Source organism: Microvirga medicaginis (assembly GCF_052658925.1).
Genome location: NZ_JBQWEL010000003.1, coordinates 137,550 through 157,820 on the forward strand (window position 1 = coordinate 137,550; position 20,271 = coordinate 157,820).

17 protein-coding genes and 1 tRNA gene are annotated in these 20,271 nt (G+C 60.7%); 7 read left to right on the top strand and 11 right to left on the bottom strand.

The genetic code is table 11. The annotated features are described in order from the left end of the window. Position 1 precedes the first annotated feature (1 nt). Positions 2-481 carry an arsenate-mycothiol transferase ArsC gene (locus tag ACUXUR_RS05795; RefSeq protein WP_445501398.1) on the top strand — a complete coding sequence of 160 codons (480 nt, stop codon included), beginning with the start codon at positions 2-4 and terminating at the stop codon, positions 479-481. On the opposite strand, the gene ACUXUR_RS05800 is transcribed toward ACUXUR_RS05795, so the two are convergent. The 3 genes from ACUXUR_RS05800 to ACUXUR_RS05810 form a co-directional block, all read right to left on the bottom strand. Then, positions 446-769 carry an AzlD family protein gene (locus tag ACUXUR_RS05800; RefSeq protein WP_445501399.1) on the bottom strand — a complete coding sequence of 108 codons (324 nt, stop codon included), beginning with the start codon at positions 767-769 and terminating at the stop codon, positions 446-448. The genes ACUXUR_RS05795 and ACUXUR_RS05800 overlap by 36 nt on opposite strands. Further along, entirely contained in the window at positions 766-1,467 is a 702-nt protein-coding gene (locus ACUXUR_RS05805) for an AzlC family ABC transporter permease (protein WP_445501400.1), read from the bottom strand. The genes ACUXUR_RS05800 and ACUXUR_RS05805 overlap by 4 nt, the downstream gene beginning before the upstream one ends. Before the next feature lie 69 nt (positions 1,468-1,536). Next, positions 1,537-2,205, bottom strand: coding sequence for a TerC family protein (locus tag ACUXUR_RS05810; RefSeq protein WP_445501401.1), 669 nt, complete (start codon positions 2,203-2,205; stop codon positions 1,537-1,539). 451 nt (positions 2,206-2,656) lie between these two features. Here ACUXUR_RS05810 and ACUXUR_RS05815 point away from each other — a divergent pair, with 451 nt between their 5' ends. The 4 genes from ACUXUR_RS05815 (at position 2,657) to ACUXUR_RS05830 (ending at position 6,064) form a co-directional block, all read left to right on the top strand. Next, on the top strand, positions 2,657-3,328 hold the full coding sequence (locus ACUXUR_RS05815) for a tripartite tricarboxylate transporter TctB family protein (RefSeq protein ID WP_445501402.1): 672 nt from the start codon (positions 2,657-2,659) through the stop codon (positions 3,326-3,328). Further along, on the top strand, positions 3,328-4,830 hold the full coding sequence (locus ACUXUR_RS05820) for a tripartite tricarboxylate transporter permease (RefSeq protein ID WP_445501403.1): 1,503 nt from the start codon (positions 3,328-3,330) through the stop codon (positions 4,828-4,830). The genes ACUXUR_RS05815 and ACUXUR_RS05820 overlap by 1 nt, the downstream gene beginning before the upstream one ends. Before the next feature lie 60 nt (positions 4,831-4,890). Further along, positions 4,891-5,865 carry a tripartite tricarboxylate transporter substrate-binding protein gene (locus tag ACUXUR_RS05825; protein WP_445501404.1) on the top strand — a complete coding sequence of 325 codons (975 nt, stop codon included), beginning with the start codon at positions 4,891-4,893 and terminating at the stop codon, positions 5,863-5,865. Between the two features lie 122 nt (positions 5,866-5,987). Next, a tRNA-His gene (locus ACUXUR_RS05830) sits at positions 5,988-6,064 on the top strand. Positions 6,065-6,520: 456 nt separating this feature from the next. Here ACUXUR_RS05830 and ACUXUR_RS05835 read toward each other — a convergent pair. The 6 genes from ACUXUR_RS05835 to ACUXUR_RS05860 form a co-directional block, all read right to left on the bottom strand. Further along, on the bottom strand, positions 6,521-6,820 hold the full coding sequence (locus ACUXUR_RS05835) for a hypothetical protein (RefSeq protein WP_445501405.1): 300 nt from the start codon (positions 6,818-6,820) through the stop codon (positions 6,521-6,523). Positions 6,821-7,846: 1,026 nt separating this feature from the next. After that, entirely contained in the window at positions 7,847-10,777 is a 2,931-nt protein-coding gene (locus tag ACUXUR_RS05840; RefSeq protein WP_445501406.1) for a bifunctional diguanylate cyclase/phosphodiesterase, read from the bottom strand. Positions 10,778-11,159: 382 nt separating this feature from the next. Further along, complete coding sequence (locus ACUXUR_RS05845; RefSeq protein WP_445501407.1) at positions 11,160-11,867, bottom strand: outer membrane protein; 708 nt, start codon at positions 11,865-11,867, stop codon at positions 11,160-11,162. A 290-nt stretch (positions 11,868-12,157) separates the two neighbouring features. Further along, complete coding sequence (locus ACUXUR_RS05850) at positions 12,158-12,613, bottom strand: NUDIX hydrolase (protein ID WP_445501408.1); 456 nt, start codon at positions 12,611-12,613, stop codon at positions 12,158-12,160. A gap of 43 nt (positions 12,614-12,656) precedes the next feature. Further along, positions 12,657-13,157, bottom strand: coding sequence for a phasin family protein (locus tag ACUXUR_RS05855; RefSeq protein WP_445501409.1), 501 nt, complete (start codon positions 13,155-13,157; stop codon positions 12,657-12,659). A 37-nt stretch (positions 13,158-13,194) separates the two neighbouring features. Continuing rightward, positions 13,195-13,575 (bottom strand): phasin, encoded by a 381-nt coding sequence (locus ACUXUR_RS05860; protein WP_445501410.1) that lies wholly within the window; start codon positions 13,573-13,575, stop codon positions 13,195-13,197. A gap of 195 nt (positions 13,576-13,770) precedes the next feature. Between ACUXUR_RS05860 and ACUXUR_RS05865 the strand changes: the two genes are divergently transcribed. Beyond that, a complete protein-coding gene (locus tag ACUXUR_RS05865; protein ID WP_445501411.1) occupies positions 13,771-16,503 on the top strand; it encodes a PAS domain-containing sensor histidine kinase in 2,733 nt (910 codons plus the stop codon). A gap of 104 nt (positions 16,504-16,607) precedes the next feature. Continuing rightward, complete coding sequence (locus ACUXUR_RS05870; RefSeq protein ID WP_445501412.1) at positions 16,608-19,331, top strand: bifunctional acetate--CoA ligase family protein/GNAT family N-acetyltransferase; 2,724 nt, start codon at positions 16,608-16,610, stop codon at positions 19,329-19,331. Positions 19,332-19,389: 58 nt separating this feature from the next. On the opposite strand, the gene bfr is transcribed toward ACUXUR_RS05870, so the two are convergent. Together bfr and ACUXUR_RS05880 are read right to left on the bottom strand one after the other, a co-directional pair. Beyond that, on the bottom strand, positions 19,390-19,878 hold the full coding sequence (gene bfr / locus ACUXUR_RS05875; protein ID WP_445501413.1) for a bacterioferritin: 489 nt from the start codon (positions 19,876-19,878) through the stop codon (positions 19,390-19,392). An 80-nt stretch (positions 19,879-19,958) separates the two neighbouring features. Then, positions 19,959-20,216 (bottom strand): (2Fe-2S)-binding protein, encoded by a 258-nt coding sequence (locus tag ACUXUR_RS05880; protein ID WP_445501414.1) that lies wholly within the window; start codon positions 20,214-20,216, stop codon positions 19,959-19,961. Positions 20,217-20,271: the final 55 nt, after the last annotated feature.

A 20,271-nucleotide genomic window follows, 5' to 3' on the forward strand; every position in this document is an offset into this window, starting at 1 on the left:
CGTGGACCAAGCGCGCCCGAAGCGGATCCACTCGGTTCTGTTCGTCTGCGCGATGAACTCCGTTCGCTCGCCTATGGCCGAGGCGATTGCGCGCCACTACTTCGGCAAATCCATCTATGTGCAGTCCGCTGGAGTCCGCAAAAGTGAGCCGGACAGCTTTATGGTTTCCATCCTTGCCGAAATCGGCATCGACGCGTCCAAGCACAAGCCGCGCACCTTGGAGGAGCTGGAGGAATGGGAGGGTCTCAATTTCGACCTCATCATCTCCCTCTCGCCGGAGGCACATCACGCGGCGCTTGAACTGACGCGCACCATCGCTGCCGAGGTGGAGTATTGGCCGACGCCCGATCCCACCATCACGCAGGGCTCGCGCGAGAACGTGCTCGATGCCTATCGCAATGTCCGCGACGGCTTGATGTATCGCATTCGCCTGCGGCTCAGAAGCTCACAGAAAAGCCCGGATGACGGAGAGGGTGCCTAGGCCCGCGGCAAGGCCGAGAAGGTCGATGCGCGTGAGCGCCATCACAGTAACAGCAGCGCCAAGCGCGATCAGTGCGGGAAAACCGTTGTCGAGAGCAATGGGCAGGATGGTTGCGAGAATGATGGAGCCCGGCAGCGCGCGAAGTCCGCGTTCGATGCGCGGTGTGATCCGCACGTGACTCATGAGCACGACGCCGCCAATTCGGCACAGGAACGTGACGAGCGTCATGGCCGCAATCGCAAGGACCGCGCCCCAGGGGCTCGCGACGAAGGCGCTGAACTCACTCATTCGATCAGCATCCCTGCAATGACGCCGGCCAATGCGCCCGCGATGATGAACCCGTAACCCGGCATGAGGGCGTGCACAACGAACGACACGAAGCCCGCCACAAGCCAGGGGAGGGCGGTGCGAGGTCCTTTCCAGAGTGGTACCAGCATCACGCTGAAGAAGATCGGCATCACGAGATCGAGCCCGAAACGCTTCGGCTCGGGCACGAGCGCGCCGGCGAAGAAGCCGATGATCGTTGCGATCTGCCATACCAGCCAGAGGGTGAGGCCACATCCCAGAAGCACGCCGACGTCACGTCCGCCTTCGTTGTGATAGCGCGTGCCGATGAGCCAACCGGCTTCCGTGATGAGAAAGAGATTGAGGGCGCTCCGAGCAAGAGGCTCATGCCGCAGCCAGGGCTGGAGCGTGGCTCCCAGCAGAATCATGCGCGAGTTGACGACGGCGGTGACCGTCATGATGGTGAGGATCGTCGTGGGCGTCCAAACCCTCTGCCAGATCTCAAGCCCCACCATCTGCGATGCGCCTGCATAGACGAAGGCGCTCAGGCCCATCGCTTCCGCAAGAGACAAACCCTTCTGGGCCGCCGCCGTGCCGAAGGCGATGGAGAACATGATGAAGCCGGGAAAAGCAGGCAGTGCGGCGCGGGCGCCGTAGCGAAGGCCTGCCAGAGAAAAGAAAGGGCGGGGAGAGGAGGACATGAGAGTCAAGCTCTCTGCCCTCCCGCATCCCCGCCGTCAATGGTGACGATGGTCGAGTGCTTGAGCGTATCAGCCGACCGCAGCGGTCACAACAGGATACACCTCCAGGAAGCCTTCGTAGATCATCTTGAGAGCCACATAGAGAATGATCGCAAGGCCCAGATAGGCGATCCAGCGATAGCGCTGGAGCAGGCGGGCGATGAAGGAGGCCGCAAGGCCCATGAGGGCAATGGAGAGCAGCAGGCCGAACATCAGGATGTAGGGATGCTCCATGGCGGCGCCGGCCACGGCGAGCACGTTGTCGAGGGACATCGACACGTCGGCGATCACGATCTGCCAGGCAGCCTGAGCAAAGGTCTTGCGCGGCGCGCCGCCGGCGATGGTGCCATCCTTGTTGATGTCCGCTCCTTCAAGCGCCTCCTCTGCTGCCTCTTCTTCCTCGTGAGAGGTCCGCAGTTCGCGCCACATCTTCCAGCAGACCCACAGCAGCAGGATGCCACCGGCGAGGAGAAGGCCTACAATCTGAAGCAGCTGGGTCGTGATGAGCGCGAAACCGATACGCAGGGCCGTAGCAGCCAGGACGCCGATGAGAATGGCCTTGTTGCGTTGTTCCTTGGGCAGACCAGCGGCCGCTAGGCCGATGACGATGGCGTTATCGCCGGCGAGCGCCAGGTCGATGCCGATCACCATCAGGAAAGCGACAATCTCGGGTCCGAAGAATTGTGAGAGTTCAAACATGCGTTGCCTCGCTGTCGGTTGAAGAGCAGCGCATGCGATACGTTCGAGAAGATACTTGTCCCGTACCAGTTCGGCCGACCGAGCCGGCCTCTGGCCTCAAAATCGGGCAAATCGTCTGCTTGAACGAATCCAGGCCACCCTGGTTCATCCAGTCCGACATCGCCGCTCAAAGGGAGCGACCAGAGGGGCCCGGCCTGGCTATCAGCGCGAACTTCTAGACAAGCCGAAGCGGTCGATCAAGTCATGCCGTCCATGCTTTCCGAGGCGCGCTCGTGTCTATAAGGATTTTTGTCAGGCTTCGTTCCCTGAATCCAGGCTCTCGAACGGGTGAGCGGGACCTGTTGAGAAGACTAAAGCCTTACGGTACAGGCGCTTGATCCAAGTCGTCGCCTTGGGCCACATAGCGAATGAAAAGGAGGGCGCCCCAAGGCGTCCGTTCGGGAGGTCGTTCATGTCTGCTTCTCACGAAGGCTCGGGGGTGGCTTCGCGCCATGGGCCGGTCCGGGCTCCGCAAAGTCTTGCCGGCGGGCTCTTTTTGCTCTTTCTCGCGGCTCTGGCACTTTGGCTCACCAAGGACCTGAGTCAGGGAACCCTGAACGCCATGGGGCCTGCCATGCTGCCCCGCTGGCTCGCCTTCGGTGTCGGCCTCTCGGCGCTTGCCCTCATCGTCTTCGCCTTCATCAAGGATGGCGAGCCGTTGGAGCATTGGAGCATCAGAGGGCCCTTCTTCATCATGTGGGCAATCCTGGCCTTCGCCGTGACGATCCGCGGCTATGCCTTCGGTGATCTCGCCGTTCCAGGGCTCGGCCTCATGGTGGCCGGGCCGCTCGCCATCCTCATCGGCGGCTTCGCGACGCCTGAGGCGCGGTTCAGGGAACTTCTGATCCTCAGCTTGAGCCTGACGCCCTTCTGCATGGTGCTCTTCGGCGACGGTGCTTTGCTCAACCTGCCGATTCCGCTGTTCCCGCGGGCCCTGGCCGAACTGTTCCCTGCCGACTGGTCGCAGAATGCCATCTTACGCACCATTGCCGCCGTCATGGCTGTTTTGGCCGGTCTTGTGTTCGTGACGACCCGTGGCCGTCGCACGACGATCGATGTCGCCGACCATAGCGGGAGGATCTGATGGGTGATCTGTTTTCCAATCTCGGTCTCGGCTTCTCCGTCGCCATCTCGCTGCAGAACATCCTCTCGGCCTTCATCGGCTGCCTCGTCGGCACGCTGATCGGCGTTCTGCCCGGCGTCGGTCCCATCGCCACCATCGCGATGCTCCTGCCGATCACCTTCAGCCTCGATCCGACCGGCGCGCTCATCATGCTCGCGGGCATCTATTACGGTGCGCAGTACGGCGGTTCGACCACCGCGATTCTCGTCAACATTCCCGGTGAAGCGACATCGGTGGTGACGGCTCTCGACGGCCACCAGATGGCCCGTCAAGGTCGCGCGGGTGCGGCGCTCGGCGTGGCGGCCATCGGTTCGTTTTTCGCGGGCACGGTGGCGACCCTTGTCATCGCGGCTCTCGGCAAGCCGCTCACCGGCCTTGCCCTGCTCTTCGGCCCGACCGAATACTTCTCCCTCATGGTCATGGGCCTAGTCTTCGCGGTCGTGCTCGCACGTGGGTCGATCCTCAAGGCTGTGGCCATGATCGTGGTCGGCGTCCTGCTCTCCACGGTCGGCCTCGATCTCGAGACGGGCGAGGAGCGCATGACCTTCGGTCTCGCCTTCCTCTCGGACGGCATCGATTTCGCGGTGCTGGCCATGGGCATCTTCGGCATCGCCGAGATCATGCGCAATCTCGATCATACCGAGCATCGCGACGTGGTCCGGCAAGCCATCGGTCGTCTGTTGCCGACGAAGGACGACTTCAAGCAATCCTACAAGCCCGCGATCCGCGGAACGCTCATCGGCGCCATCCTCGGCATCCTGCCCGGCAACGGTGCCGTGCTCGGCCCCTTTGCGTCGTACACTCTGGAAAAGAAGATCGCCAAGGATCCGCGCCGCTTCGGCCGTGGCGCCATCGAGGGCGTGGCGGGTCCTGAATCCGCCAACAATGCCGGTGCGCAGACCTCGTTCATTCCTCTGCTGACTTTGGGCATCCCGCCGAACGCGGTGATGGCTCTCATGGTCGGCGCGATGACGATCCACGGCATCATTCCGGGCCCGCAGGTGATGACCAAGAACCCCGATCTGTTCTGGGGCATGATCGCCTCCATGTGGATCGGCAATCTCATGCTGCTCATCATCAACCTGCCGCTGGTAGGCGTTTGGGTGCGGCTGCTGAAAGTGCCCTATCGCCTGCTGTTCCCGGCCATCCTGATGTTCTGCTGCATCGGCATCTACTCCATCAACTCGCTGCCGACGGACGTGATGTTCATCGCTCTCTTCGGCTTCGTGGGCTACATGCTGATCAAGTTCGGCTTCGAGCCTGCGCCGATGCTGCTGGGCTTCGTGCTGGGCAAGCTGATGGAGGAGAACCTGCGCCGTGCGCTGATCCTGTCGCGCGGGTCGCTTGAGACCTTCATCGAGCGTCCGGTCAGCGCAGGGCTCCTGGCCGTGGCGGCCATCCTGCTCGTCATCGCGCTCCTGCCCTCCATACGAAAGGGGAGGGACGAGGTGTTCACCGAGTAGCTTGCATTCGGGGCCACGTGCCCACAATGTAAGCTCATAACTTTCCTTGGGAGGAATTTGATGAAGAAGATCGCACTGGCCCTTGCCGCCGTCGCCGGCCTTGCCGCAACGGGGGCGCAGGCTCAGAATTATCCGACCCGTCCGATCACGATGATCGTGCCCTTCGCAGCCGGTGGCCCGACCGACGTCGTGGCCCGTATCGTGACCGACCACATGTCCCGCACGCTCGGTCAGCAGATCGTGATCGAGAACGTGGCCGGCGCCGGCGGCACCACGGGCATCACCCGTGCCGCGCAAGCCCAGCCGGATGGCTATACCATCATGATGGGTCACATGGGCACCCATGGCGCAGCGCCGGCTCTGTATCCGAATCTGAAATACGATCCGACGAAAGACTTCGCTGCCATCGGCATGGCCGCCGGCACGCCCATCGTCATCGTGGCCAAGAAGGACTTCCCGGCCAACGACCTGAAGGGTTTCCTCGATTACATGAAGGCCAATGCCGAGAAGGTGAACATGGCCCATGCGGGCGTGGGCTCCGTCTCTCACTCCACGGGCATCCTGTTCAACTCGATCATCAAGGCGAAGCCCACCATGGTGGCCTATCGCGGCACGGGCCCGGCATTGAACGATCTCATGGCCAACACGGTCGATTACATGACCGACCAGATCGTCAATGTGGCCCCGCAGATCCAGGGCGGCAACATCAAGGCCTTCGCGATTGCCACGCCCGAGCGCTCGCCGGTTCTGCCCAACGTGCCGACCACGAAGGAAGCCGGCCTCGGTGAGTATCAGGTCAGCGCCTGGAACGCCGTGTTCGCCCCCAAGGGCACGCCCGCGGATGTGGTCAAGAAGCTCAACGACGCCCTCGTGAAGTCCCTCGATGACGAGAACACCAAGAAGCGCCTGCTGGAACTCGGCGGTGTTCTCCCGAGCGCCGAGGAACGGACCCCGGAAGGTCTCCAGAAGCTCGTCAACAGCGAAGTGGCACGCTGGACCCCGGTTCTCAAGGCTGCCGGAGCCACCGCCGAGTAAGGTCTTGCAGGCTTAACCTCTTGAAACGGCGGGCAAAACGGCCCGCCGTTGTCATTTCTGCCTCTGCGACCTCAAAGAAGCCTTGAAATTGATCGCGGGCGCGATTACACCCTGCCTCACGTGCAGCCGTAGCTCAGTTGGTTAGAGCACCAGATTGTGGATCTGGGGGTCCCCCGTTCGAGCCGGGGCGGCTGTACCATCAAAATCAAGCACTTAGCTCTCGTAGGTTCGAGGGTTGCTCACATGAGAACGGTGAGCATGGCTGAGCGGTGCTTCCACCTCCCTGTTTGCGCATTCGATGAGCGCCAGCTCTTAGGGTCTGATATATGCCGCAGATCTGGCTTCTCTGGCGGATAACAGGAACTCCGTCCCTGAATGCAGGGCGTCAGAAGGCCTAGAGCATCGGACGAAAAAAGTGGATTTCACTTTTGGGATTCGATCCGATGCTCCCCTCTATAGAGAGCGCATCGTTGATTGCGGAAAACCGGGTCCGCTTTTCGCTGACGCGGCCCTGCGGGTCCGCACGATGCGCTAAAGGTAATCAGCGAAGCGCTGGGAGGCTTTACAAGCTGCGCCTGATGAATGTTCCTGTTTTGGAAAGATCGATTTGAAGTGATGGCGCGGCGACAGCGGTGGCACCAGACAAGCACGCCCTTCAGCGAGAAGCCGTCACCCCTGCCGCTTTCGGAACAGGGCTCTTGGTCAGGACCATCTTATCGGTGTTGCGGTGACAGGTGATCGTGACGAAACCGTCCGAGGCATTGATCCGAACGCTCGTCTCTTCTTCATTGTTGATCAGTTGAACGGGGGCCTCGTCCATTTCATGGGAAGCTTCGGCAATGATCGAAAGGCAATCGGAATAGGGCAGGGCGGCGATACGGGTGTTCGCATCATCTGCCTGGGCAGCAGTGTAGCTTGAAAAGCTTCCAATAAAGCCGAGCAGGAAAATCGCCACCCATGAACGCATCGATCTGTTCTCCCAACCCTCGGAAGATCACCACGCCCGAGACCTTGCCGCTGTGCTGTACCACACATAGGCAACGTGTCCCTTAACGAGCCGTTCCTGCTGCCGGTGTCGCAGGAAGAAATCGTTCGATCGGGTGGAAATCTTAGCCGCTTGATTCTTTCGATCTTGCGAACATCTCACGGCCACGCCTTTCCGCTCTCTCCAGAGCTTCGGCAAGCAGGCGGCGCGCTTGCGGAGGTGCCTCATGATCCTGTGCCCCGGAGATCTGTGCAAGGATCGTGTCCGCTTCTGCTTCGTGGCGTTCTTCGGGCATGCAGAAAACTCGTTTCGAAGGATCAGGATATCATTGCAACCGTTACGGATGCTTCCAGGTTCCTTCGTTCTGGATCTCAATCGACAAGCAGCGCCTGCGTCGTCATGCACCTTGTTCCCGAGCAGAAAATGTAAGATAGTTCCATCGAGAACAGAAAGCCCACAGATTATAGCACGGGCTCGCGCATGGGTTTGTTTTCCCATGGACGTCGGCGTTCGGTTTATTGCGTGCCGTTGCAGGTCGGGATCGCTATTCCGGCCAGCAGAAGAATGAATATCGGTCTATCTCATTGCGGTCGGGACTCTAAGTCCCCAAGAAGATTTCGCGTTCAGCCATGATTCATCCCAGAAACGTCAGGGGTGGTCCTATGAAAGCTCGTGGACCAGATCCCTTACAGGACGCTCTCGAACTGAAAGCGCATGTCCGAAGTCTGAAGGCCCTGCTCGAATTGCAGCGCTGGCAGATCGAGGTATTGAACGAGAGGCTCTATGCTTCAGCGCCGGGAGGAACAGCCGCCCGACGCTTGGTGGCCCTCAAGCAAAGCGAGACAGGGATATCGCGCCTGCGAAAGAAAACGGGTTCCTAGCGCATCGTGCGGACCCGAAGGGCCGCGTCAGCGAAAAGTGGACCCGGTTTTCCGCTCCAAACGATGCGCTCCTCTAAAGAATGAGCATCGTGCGGCCCCGGCTCCGTGTGAGGCGTTACCGTTCCTGCCGACGTAGTTTCCGGTCTTTCAGGAAACGAGTGTCCAATTCAGCGATACTGAATGGGCCAGCCTCCCAGGATGCCACCAGATCGGGAATGGAACTGCTCGGGCTTGCCATGCCGAAGAGAAAGCCTTGACCGAGGTCGCAGCCCTGACTGCGCAGGAAAGCCGCCTGTACGGCCGTTTCGACACCCTCCGCGACCGTCGTGATTCCAAGGCTCTTGCCAAGGTTGAGAACCGCTTGGAGGATGGCCGGATCGTCAGGATTGCTCGCCAGGTCATGAACGAAGGAGCGATCGATCTTGATGACGTCGACGGGGAATTGCTTGAGATGCGACAGCGAAGCATAGCCCGTTCCGAAGTCGTCGAGCGCGATCTTGACGCCTTCTGCACTCAGCGTGCGGAGAGCCTTTTCGACGAACTCCGCGCCGCGTCCGAGGAAGACCGTTTCGGTCACCTCGATCTCGAGACAATAGTTCGGGATATCGGCAGAGTGCAAGCGCGCCAGAATTCTGTCGGCGAATTCCATGTCTCTGAACTCGGCAGCTGACGCATTGATCGCCACATGTCCGAATGGGATTCCGTCCTGCAGCCAGCGACGCATGTCATCGAAGACCATGTCGTGCATCTGCTTGCTGAGAGCAACGGCGAGCTGTGGATCGTCAAAGGCAGCCTGAATGCTTCCAGGAAGTTCGATGCCGGCGCGGTGATTGCGCCACCTGAGGAGGGCCTCGAAGCCCTCGAGAGTGCCCGAATTCAGGTGCACCTTCGGTTGATAGAAAGGCTCGATGCTGCGCGCATCGATGGCCCCTCGGGCATTGCTTCGCATCTCCGCCTTTCGTTGCGCCTCCGTCCGCATGGAAGGCTCGAAGACAACCACCTTGTCGCGTCCGGTGGCTTTGGCCGTGTAGAGCGCGACATCTGCTTGCTTCAGCAGGTCGTCGGCTTCCTGTGCATGATCCGGCCAGATGCAGGCGCCGATGCTCGCCCGGCAGTCGAGCGCGCGTCCCGCATAGGAAAGTGACTTCTGCAATTGCTCCAGGATGGGTGCGATGAGCGTCCTGATATCCTGCTCGCCATCGATTTCCGGAAGAATGATCGCGAACTCGTCGCCGCCATTGCGGGCGACAGTGTCAATGGGGCGAACAGCGGCGCTGAGCCTGTTGGCAACTGCCTGCAGAACGGCGTCGCCCGCGTCGTGACCGAGAGTATCGTTGATCTCTTTCAAGTGATCCACATCAAGGATCAGAAGGCCGACCTTGCGTCTCAAGGCTGCCGATTGCTCCAGGGCCTTGCTCAGGCGAACCTGGAATAGTGCGCGGTTGGGAAGACGTGTGAGGGGATCGTGATGAGCTGCCCAGATGATCTTCTCTTCCGCCTCCTTTTGCGCGGTGACATCGCTGATGATGCCCTCCAGAAAGGCGGGCTCGCCCGACGCGTCAAAGATGCATTGCCCGCGGTCGACAACCCAGCGGGTTTCCCCGGATAGGGCCCTGATCCTGTAAACGACGTCAAAGGGTTGCTTCTCTGGAATGCTGCCGAGGATGGCATCATTCAGCATCTGCATGTCATCCGGATGAACGATCTCCCCCCAGTTGAGGTGCCGCTCCATGAACTCGCTGGCCGTATACCCTGTCAGCGCCTCTGCACCCTCACTGATGAAGGAGAAAGGCCATGGGGCGGCGATCTCGCATTTGTAGACGAGGCCAGGCAGGTTATCGATCAGCGTTGCGAGTTGTCGCTTGCTTTCGATCAGTTCGGCTTCGGCTTCCAGGCGCTCCGTCAGATCGCGAGAGATGCCGATGACGCCGACGATCTCGCCATTCTGCCGCCAAGGCACCTTCACGGTCTGGAACTTGCGCGGCGTGCCATCGATCGGGATATCCTCCTCGATCGTAACAGGTTCCCCTGTGGTGAGCACTTGGCGATCTGATCTCGCGTGAATATCGGTTGGGTCCCGTGAGAAGAACTCCCGGTCCAGCACTCCTTCGACCGGCCCACAGGCCTCAGTCAGTTGACGATTCGAAAAGACGAAGCATCCCTCCCGGTTTTTCACGAAGATCAGGTCCTGGATGCTATCGATGACGACTTGGAGCAGATCCTTGCTTTCGAGAGCCTTCTCCTCCGCCATCTTCCGCGCGTGAATGTCTTCGGCGACCGTGATGATCGAGACGGGTCTTCCTGCATCGTCGCAGACGAAGGAAACATTTACCGCACACCAGATGGGTGTGCCATCGGGGCGGATGTAGCGCTTTTCAACCTGAAAAGGCTCTGCGGTCCTGAGATGCTTTTGGAAGAGGGCGACGTTCCAAGCGAGGTCCTCTTCATAGGTGAAGGCCTGCATGGGCAAGCCGTCGAGTTCTTCCTTGCTGCGGCCCACGATGTCGCAGTAGCGCTGATTGATCATCAGCACTCGCCCCTTCAGATCCCGGTGCAGGATACCAACCATGGTCTGGCCGAAAACGGTGGCGAGTTGCCGTTCTTGGACACGAAGGGCTTCGGCTGCGGCGCGGCGCTCATTGATGTTGCGGAAGATGACCATGAGGTCATCTTCCACGGGTGTGACATGCACCTCGTACCAGGTAGACAAGGGCTGGAAATAAACCTCGAAGATCTGCCTCGACTGCTCTTCCATCGCGCGGCGGCAATTCTCTTCGAAGACCGTGCCTCTCGTCTCGGGGAACTGCTTCCAAATGCACTGACCGATAATATCGGTCTTTACATTCAGCTCTATGGCTGCGCGCGGGTTGAAGAAGGTGAAACGCCATTCGCGGTTGAGAAAGAACACGCAGTCGGATGTGCTCTCCACAAAGGCGTGGGCATAGTTCGAACGCTCGAAAGAAGAGGGTTGCCGATCCTGAAAATGCAATTGCCCGTGTGTGCCGGAGAAACGCTGGCGCAGCCATGAACGGCCCCAAAAACGCATAGCTGCACTCTTAAAATCTGCCCCGCCGCACTCGCGACGCGGCCGTCTGTTTATGTACGTTGACCTCCTGCGAGGTCGCAGGAAGCAATGTGTTATCAGAATAATGTTCAATCATTGCGTTGCCTTAAGGCATAAAGCAACCCTAAAAAATGGGTAAATGGGCGAAGCCGCAAGGGCATCTTATGAGATAACGTTCAGGGCGCTTTGCCGTTTCGGATATCAAATGCGATCCGCGTAACGAAAAAGCCCGGCGTTGCCACCGGGCTTTCGAGTCGAATGTTGCACGCGAGCATAGAGCTGTCTCTCTTGGCATGGAATCAGCTCTCTTTGTTGCTGGGCCGCATTTTTGACGGTGAACCGGATCCACTTCACCGAAAATGCTCTAGTTGAATTTGTAGTTGAGGCCGGCGCGGAGCACGCCGAATTCCGTGTCGCGGCGGATGTTGACGCGGTTGGCCAGGGCGTAGCTGTCGCTGGTGTCGAGGTTTACATAGAGACCTTCGACTTTTGCGGTGAAGTTGTCGGTAACGGCATATTCAAGACCGCCGCCCATGGTCCAGCCGGCACTCATGTTGTCGTCATGGCGATAGCCAAGCGCTCCGTCCAGAGCTTTGTTGCCGCCAATTTCACCGTAGGCGAAACCGAGGGTTCCGAACACAAGTGCGCGGTCGAAAGCCAAGCCTGCGCGGGCGCGGACCGTGCCGAAATAGCCGTTGGAGTCGCCCGAATAATGGGTGCCGCGGTAGGTCGCACCCTTATCGCCGACAGCGGCATATTGGAGATCGGTCTCGGCGCCGACCACGAACATGCCAAGCTGGTAATTGTAGCCGCCTTGAATGCCGCCAACGAAGCCACTCTTGCGGCCGCCGCCGGTGACGTTGAAGGCGGGATCATAATATTGGCTGGCGCCGGTGCTTCGGCCGTAGCCGAGGTTCGCGCCTGCATAGAAGCCACTCCAGGTGAAGGCCGGGATGGCATTGTAGGCGGGAGCCGGAGAATAGCGCGACGGGAGGTCGGCTGCCTGCACGCCCGAAGCGGCAATGGCGAGAGCTGCAGTGGCAGCAAGCAGAGCGAAAGCAGAGATACGCATCACTGAAATCCGTTGTTACATCGAAACTTGCTAGGCATAAATTGCCTGTCCGGGTGTACTAAGCTCGGAAGAGGTAATACTGCAATATGATTGCTTGTTTTTGCTGTCGTCATGATTGACAGTTTATGAACGTTTACTTTCCATAAACCATGCGCGACCGGGGTAATTGCTATGGTGAATGTTTCGCGAGTAGATGCAGTGCTGAATTCGAGCTCCTGGCTCAAAGTTTAGAGACAAAGAAAACTTCTGCCCTGCCGAAAGGCGGGGCTTTTTCTTGTCTGTGGGGCAGATCAGGCGCTATCTGCCTTGTTCATGGCGTCGGCCTGCCGGGCGATCACATCCACATCCGCGCTCATGGGCAGCGTCTTCGGGTCGAGATCGGCAATGGGAAACCAGCTTGCCTCGAGCGCGTCATCTCCGGCGACAGCGTCGCCGGAGATCCAGCGGCAGCGGACGGCGATCAGGATATAATGCTGGCGAATGGTGCCGTCAGAGGACGGCACGAGGATATCGAGCGTTGTCATGACGCCCTGCGCCTCGCCTGCGATGCCAGTTTCCTCCAGAAGCTCTCGGGTGGCGGCCTCCGCGACCGTCTCGCCGAATTCGATCTTGCCGCCCGGAAAGCCCCAGAGGCCTGTATCCGGCGGGTTGGCTCTTCGCACCAGAAGGGCCTGACCCTCGTGAATGACGACGGCGATCACGGCGGGGATAGGGGAGGGCGAATGAAAAAAGGCCTGGCCGGTCATGGCCAAGCCTTATCGTATGCGACTGATTTCCGATAGCAGGCGATCAGCGATGATGCCGCGTCAGAGCCGATTGAAGCGGCTCCACACTTTTGGTCATCCAGCGTGCCGTGGTTTCGGCAACATCCTTCCACTGCGCGGAGGCGGTCTCGAAAGCCTCGCGCGCCGCACCTGTCTGGGCGTTGAAGCCACCAGGCTGACGGGAATTGTCGATCACCGTGCGCCACAGATCGAGGGCTGCATGCCCTTGCGTCTGCAGAGCCTCGATGATCTTGTCGTTCACCTCGAGGGCGCCCTTGGCGGAAACGGCAACCGCCTCGCGCAGGGCTTGGCGGAGTGCCTCGCTCTGATCCCGGAAGGCGAAGACGAAAGGCTCGCTCTCCTGGGGCTTTGCCTTGGCGGAGACGGAGGGCTTGGGGGCAGGTGCAGGTTCTGCAGCCTGTACGATCTCCGTCACTTCGGCGACAGATGCTGCCGCCATCTCGACGAGATCGGCCTTCGGAGCGCTCTTGGCGCTGCGGGTCCTGGTCTTCTTGGTTTCCGTCATCGTGACGTCCTCGTGAGGATTTTCTGAGAGAAGGAGCTTACTTCTTCGAGCCAGGCTGCTTCATCGCAGACTGGGCAATCGAGCCGAATTCCTTCATCTGCGTCTGCATGGCTTCGAACTGCGTGCGGACGAACTCGGCCTGGATCTGCATAGCTTCCTGCATATCCTTGGCGCGCACCATGCGCTGGGCGAGGTCGAAAGCCGCCGCCAGATTCTGCTCGGCATAGGTGAAGGTCTTGCGAGTGGCGTCCTTGGCACTGGCCTGGACCGTGTTCGCCGAGCCCTCGAAGGTGTCGACGGTCTTCTGCGCGGCGCTCATGAAGCCGTCGATGGCCTTACGAGCCTGCTCGACGCTTTTTTCGGCGAAGTCGCGCATTTCGGCCGGGATTTCGTAATTCTGGTTCGGGTTCGTTGCCATGGGTCGCTCCTCTTACGGCATTTGTGCAGTGCAATATCACATTGTGCGGTGCGAAATCAACTGCTTTGGACCTGAACAATTAAGGTTACCTCAAAGTAAAAGGATTCAAGGGCTCAAGCCTGCTGCCTCCTTGCCAACATTCGTCTAAAACCCCTTCAATAAGATAACTCCGAGGTGGAGCAGATCGAGGCCGTCATGAACGGGGCTCTCAACCAGTACGAAGCGCTGATCGCGCGGCTTGCCGCCGAGCCCGGTTTAGGGCTCATGGCGAGGCCCGGCGCGCCCGTGCTCGTCTGGGACCGGTTGGTCGAGAGGCTGCTCTGGACCTCTCCGGCTGCGGAAGGGCTTGGTGAGGCCTTCGCCGACAAGACGGGCCATCTCATTCCTGATCTTCGCGCCCGCGACCGCCTGAAGGCTCTGGCCGCAGGGGCCGCTCCCCGCGAGGGAGCGCGCCTTGAACGACTGCGCCTCAACCCGATCCGTCCGTGGCAGCCTGTTCCCTGTGCCTGCCGCTTGGCGGTTCTGGAGAGCGGGGAGGAGGTCCTGGTGACGACGCTTCTGGGGCCCGTTCCTCAAGGCTTCGAACGCCCGAGCGCATCTTCGGTCTCCAAGTCCGACAATCAGCCTACCTCCCAGATCTTCAGCCCTCCTTCCGAAGAAGCTCTGACCTCTGGGGAAAAGCCGCGCGGCTCCATCCGCTTCGTCTGGCAGGCAGATGCGCAGGCGAGGTTCACGCAGGTGTCGCCTAGCTTGGCCGAGGCCGTCGGCGCGCGGGCAGGGGATATTGTGGGACGCACCTGGGATGAATTGACCTACACGGTGGTCTCCGATCCCGAAGGGGAAATCGCAGGTCTCTTCGCGCGTGGCGAAACCTGGAGCGGGCGAACCATCTTCTGGTCGCTGGATGAACAGGCTCAACGGGTGCCGGTCGATTGGGCGGGAATGCCGGTTTTCGGAGCCGGGCGTGAGCTCATCGGGTTCCGTGGCTTCGGTCTGCTGCGCATGGACCAGAGGCGCGAGCCGGAGGATTCCGGACCTTCTGCTTCCGATGCCGATGCCTTCCTGACGGATGCAGCCCTCCCTTTCGCTCCGCCGGAGGAGGCCCAGGTCAGGGAAGAGGAGGGTATCTCTGCCCCACCTCAGGACGACGAGAACTGGTTCGCCGACTTGCGCAACAGGGTGGCGGAAGCGCTCGCCAGCACGAAGCCTGCCGAGAAGTCCGCAGCAACGGACGGCGCGGCGCGGTCGGAGAAAGAAGACGAGAAGGCGCGCCCCGCTCCCACATCGAGTCTGTCCTCTGCGGAACGCAATGCCTTTCGTGAGATTGCCAGGGCCTTAGGCGCGCGCCTGGAAGAGAGAGGTTTCCAAGCGGCATCTGCTCCTGACGAAAGAGCATCGCAGGAAGAAGAGACCAACGAGATTGAAGCATCCGGCGAGGAAGCGCAGGCTGCACCTGCTGCTTCCGACAATGGCGATCGCATCCTCGATCGTCTGCCCGTCGGCATTCTCATCCATCGGGGCGAACACATTCTCTTTGCCAATCGCTTCCTTCTCGATCTGACAGGCTATGAAGATGTCGGGCAGGTGACGGCTGACGGCGGCATCATGCAGCTCTTCCACGGCTCTCCGGCTCTGAATTCCTCTGCGGAGGAGGATGCAGGGCTCGCGCTCACGACCCGTCATGGCGAAAACATCACCGTCGGCGTGCGGACATCGGAGGTGGAGTGGAATGGCGAGCAGGCTGAGCTGATGCTCATCCGCAAGTCCTTCGCCCAGGACAACAGCGCACTGCGCCCGCAGGACAGCCGTGTGCAGGAGCTGGAGGCGATCCTCGATACGGCGACCGATGGTGTGATCCTGTTCGATGAGACGGGCCGCATTCTTTCGCTCAATCGCTCGGCCGAGGCGCTGTTCGGCTATCGTCAGCGCGAAGTGGCGGGCAGTCTCGTCACGATTCTGCTCGCTCCCGAAAGTCACAAGGCGGCTCTCGATTATCTCGAAGGACTTCGCTCGCCGGGCGTGGCGAGCCTGCTCAACGATGGCCGCGAGGTTCTGGGGCGCGAGCGGCAGGGCGGCACCATTCCGCTCTTCATGACCATCGGCCAAGTGGGCGGTCATATGAGCGAAGGCGAGCGCCGCAAATTTTGCGCCGTTCTGCGCGACATGACGACGTTCAAGAAGGCGGAAGGCGAGCTCGTCGGCGCCAAGCGCGCAGCGGAAGAGGCAAGTGCGCAGAAATCCGATCTTCTCGCCAAGATCAGCCATGAGATCCGCACACCGCTCAACGCCATCATCGGCTTTGCCGAGGTGATGCTGGAGGAACGCTTCGGACCCATCGGGAACGACCGCTACAAGGAATATCTCCGCGACGTTCACGCCTCAGGCTCGCATGTGATCAGCCTCGTGAACGATCTCCTCGATCTGGCGAAGATCGAAGCAGGGCGCCTCGAATTGTCGTTCTCCGGCGTCAATCTCAACGATCTCGTCTCATCCTGCGTCACCCTGCTTCAGCCGCAGGCCATGCGCGACCGCATCGTCATGCGCACGAGCTTTGCACCGAAGTTGCCGCCGGTCGTGGCCGATGAGCGCTCCGTGCGCCAGATCGTGCTCAACCTCGTCTCCAATGCCATCAAGTTCACTGACGCCGGCGGCCAGGTGATCGTCTCGACCGCGATGACCGATCGAGGCGAAGTGGCGTTCCGGGTGCGGGATACGGGCATCGGCATGACGGAGGAAGAGGTCGAGGCTGCTCTCGAACCGTTCCGCCAGATCGCGACCTCCCGAAAGCCCGGCGGCACGGGTCTGGGGCTCCCTCTCACGAAGGCACTCGTAGAAGCCAATCGTGGGGCTCTGCAGATCTCGAGCCATCCCAACGAGGGCACGCTCGTGGAGGTGATCTTCCCGCCGACGCGGGTGCTGGCGGAGTAGCCACCTCCACGAGGGTGTGTTTGATCCAGAACATTTGACCGTCGAGCGTTCCGCGTTAGCTTTGGGAAGCTGCTCCAAGGTTTCCCCGAGACGAAGGATCGCTCATGTCCACCTATCGCCTCGACACGTTGTTCTCGCCCCGGTCCATTGCGGTCGTGGGTGCCAGCCCGCGCCCGGGCTCGCTGGGGCTGACCTTCCTCAGGAACCTGATCCAGGGAGGGTTCACGGGAGCGCTCTATCCGGTCAATCCGCATCACAGGCAGGTCGAGGATCGGCCCTGCTTCGCCTCAATCGCCAAGCTTCCTGAAACGCCGGATCTCGTCGTCATCGCCGTACCGCCCCGCAACGTGCTGGATGTGGTCGAAGATGCAGGCAGGAGAGGCGTGGCCGCCGCCATCATCGCCACGGCCGGCCTCGGCTATGGCGCAGATTCCTTGTCCGGCCAGGTGAGGCTCGCCGCGCGCCGCTACGGTCTGCGGATCGTCGGGCCGAATTGCATCGGCATTCTCTCTCCGCGTGCCCGCATGAACGCGAGCTTCGCGGCCCATAACGCCAAGCCCGGAGACCTCGCGCTCATCTCTCAATCGGGTGCGGTCGCGGTCGGTCTTGTGGAATGGGCGGCGCAACGGCAGGTCGGTTTCTCCGCCGTCGTATCCCTCGGCGACAAGATGGACGTCGATTTCAGCGACTGTCTTGATTTCTTCTCGGCTGACGCGGGCACGCGTGCGATCCTGCTCTACATCGAGTCCATCGACAACGCGAAGAAGTTCATGTCCGCGGCGCGTGCTGCGGCACGCATCAAGCCTGTGGTGGTGATCAAGGCCGGGCGGCACGCGCAGGGCGCGAGGGCGGCTGCGACGCATACGGGTGCATTGGCGGGCTCCGATGCGGTCTATGATGCCGCGTTCCGTCGCGCAGGTCTGCTGCGCGTCCTCGATCTCGATCAGCTGTTCTCTGCGGCCGAAACCCTTGGGCGGCAGAAGCCTTTCCCGGGAAAGCGACTTGCGCTTCTCACCAATGGCGGTGGTGTCGGTGTTCTGGCGACAGACCGGCTCATCGACCTGGGCGGAACGCTTGCCAATATCTCGCCGGAGACGCTTGAGAAGCTGAACGCCTTTCTCCCGCCGACCTGGTCACAATCCAATCCGGTGGACATCATCGGCGATGCGGATCCGGCGCGCTACGCAGGCGCTCTCGAAGTCCTGCTCGCCGATCCGGAGAACGACGTCGTTCTCATTCTCAGCGTTCCCACGGCGGTGGCCGGTGCTGCCGATGTCGCGAAGGCCGTGACCGAGGTCATCAAGCGTCATCGCGCCAAAGGCTATCAGCAGAAGCCGGTCTTCGCGGCCTGGATTGGTGAGGATCCGGATTCCGCGCGCGTGTTCGAGGAAGCCCGCATTCCGCATTTTGCCACCGAGGCCGATGCAGTGCGCGGTTTCCTTCAGCTCGTGCGCTATCGCGAAGCGCAGACAGAGCTGATGGAAACACCTGACAACCTGCCGCATGATTTCTCACCCGATCCGGAGGCGGCTCGCGCGATTGTTGCAGAGGTGCTGGCGCAGAACCGCCGCTGGCTCAATCCGCTCGAAGTCAATGCGCTGCTGAGGGCCTATGACATTCCCACCGCCCCCGTGACCTTGGCCAAGACACCCGATGAGGCAGCCAGGGCCGCGCAGCCCATCCTTGCCGAAGGCGGAACGGTGGCAGTGAAGATCCTTTCACCCGATATCGTGCACAAATCCGATATCGGCGGCGTGAAGCTCGATCTCACGACGGAAGAAGCGGTGCGCAGGGCCACCGCCGATATCTTTGAGCGCGCCGCGCGCCTGAGGCCGGATGCTTCCATCACGGGCGTCACGGTTCAGCCCATGGTGCGCCGCGCGAAGGCGCGCGAGCTGATTGCGGGTCTTGCAGACGATCCGTCCTTCGGTCCCGTTGTCGTGTTCGGTCGTGGCGGCACGGCCGTCGAAGTCATCAACGACAGGGCGCTCGCCTTGCCGCCGCTCGATCTGAAACTCGCGGACGATCTCATTGCACGCACGCGCGTGTCGCGCCGTCTCAAGGCCTATCGCGATGTGCCGGCTGCGGATGAGCGGGCGATTGCGCTGACGCTCGTGAAGCTCGCGCAGCTTGCCGCCGACGTGCCGGAGGTCCGCGAACTCGACATCAATCCGCTTCTCGCTGACCATACCGGTGTCATCGCCGTCGACGCACGCGTGCTCGTCGCGCCTGAAGTGCGAAAGGGGAGTGGGCATCCGCGATTTGCCGTGCGGCCTTATCCGAAGGAGTGGGAGCGTACGATCACGCTGCGCAACGGGCGCAAGGCCTTCGTGCGCCCCGTCAGGCCGGAGGATGAGGAGGCGTTCAAGCGCTTCTTCGAGAAGATCACGCCCGAAGACCTCCGCCTTCGCTTCTTCGCGCCTGTCCGTGACTTCAGCCACACTTTCCTCGCGCGCCTGACGCAGCTCGATTATGCCCGCGCCATCGCCTTCGTTGCATTCGACGAAGAGACAGGTGACATGATGGGCGCTGTTCGCGTCCATGCAGATGCCAATCACAAGACCGGCGAGTACGGCATTCTCCTTCGCTCCGATCTCAAGGGCCTTGGTCTGGGCTGGACGCTGATGCGCCTCATGATCGAATGGGCGAAGGTGGAGGGCCTCGACGAAGTCGAAGGTCAGGTGCTGCGCGAGAACTCGACGATGCTCGACATGTGCCGAAGCCTCGGCTTCTCCATCAAGATCGACCCGGACGATCCGGAACTGCGCGTCGTAACACTGCCGATTGCCTCCATCGATGAGCCCGGCAAGCTGGCGGAGACGGCTTAAAAGAAAGACGACCCGCCGGTTGGCGGGTCGGTGCATTCGTTACAATGGGTTTCGAGGCTTAGTGATCGTCGTGCTCGAGTCCGCCGATATGCTTCTGCGCATAGAGCTCGACGCCGATCTGCTCGACGAGGGTGAGCTGGGTTTCAAGGAAGTCGATATGGCCTTCCTCGTCAGCCATCAGTTCTTCGAAGAGGTTCTTCGACACCCGGTCGCCGATGCTCTCGCAATAGGCGGCAGCCTCACCGTAAAGGTTGCGTGCGTCATATTCTGCCGCAAGATCCGATTCGAGAATTTCCTGGATATTCTGGCCGATGCGCAGCGGATCGAGCACCTGCAGGTTGGCGAAGCCTTCGAGGAAGAGGATGCGCTCGATGAAACGATCCGCGTGGTGCATCTCCTCAATGGACTCCTTGCGCCAGGTCTTGGCCAAGTCCTTGTAGCCCCAGTTGTCGAGCTGCCGGTAATGCAGCCAGTATTGGTTGACTGCCGTCAGCTCGCTGCGCAGGCCGCGATTGAGATACTCGATAACCTTCGGATCACCCTTCATCCTACCCTCACATCCAAACGGCGACAAAAACGTCGGCCCATCTTTAGTGGATTTATGAACTAGGGTGAAACCCTCTTTGTTCAAAGATGCGGCTCGGCTGCCACTTTTTCGAGGGAGGCAGGGCAGCAGCCCTTCTGGCAAACGGTGATAGGCGCTGCGCCTGCATCGGCAAGCGCCTTGTCCATGATGTCCCGGATCGTCCGGGCGCAGCGTCCGCAATTAGGGCTGCAGCCAAGACAGCGATAGACCTGCGCGGGTGAACGCGGGCAGTCGGGTCCGGGCTTCATGCAGGCTTTCACATCGCCGTCGGAGAGGACGTTGCAGGAACAGACAATCATTTGTTTTTCTAGTTTAGAATGATTAAAAACTACCTTTGATTTCAAACACTTAGCG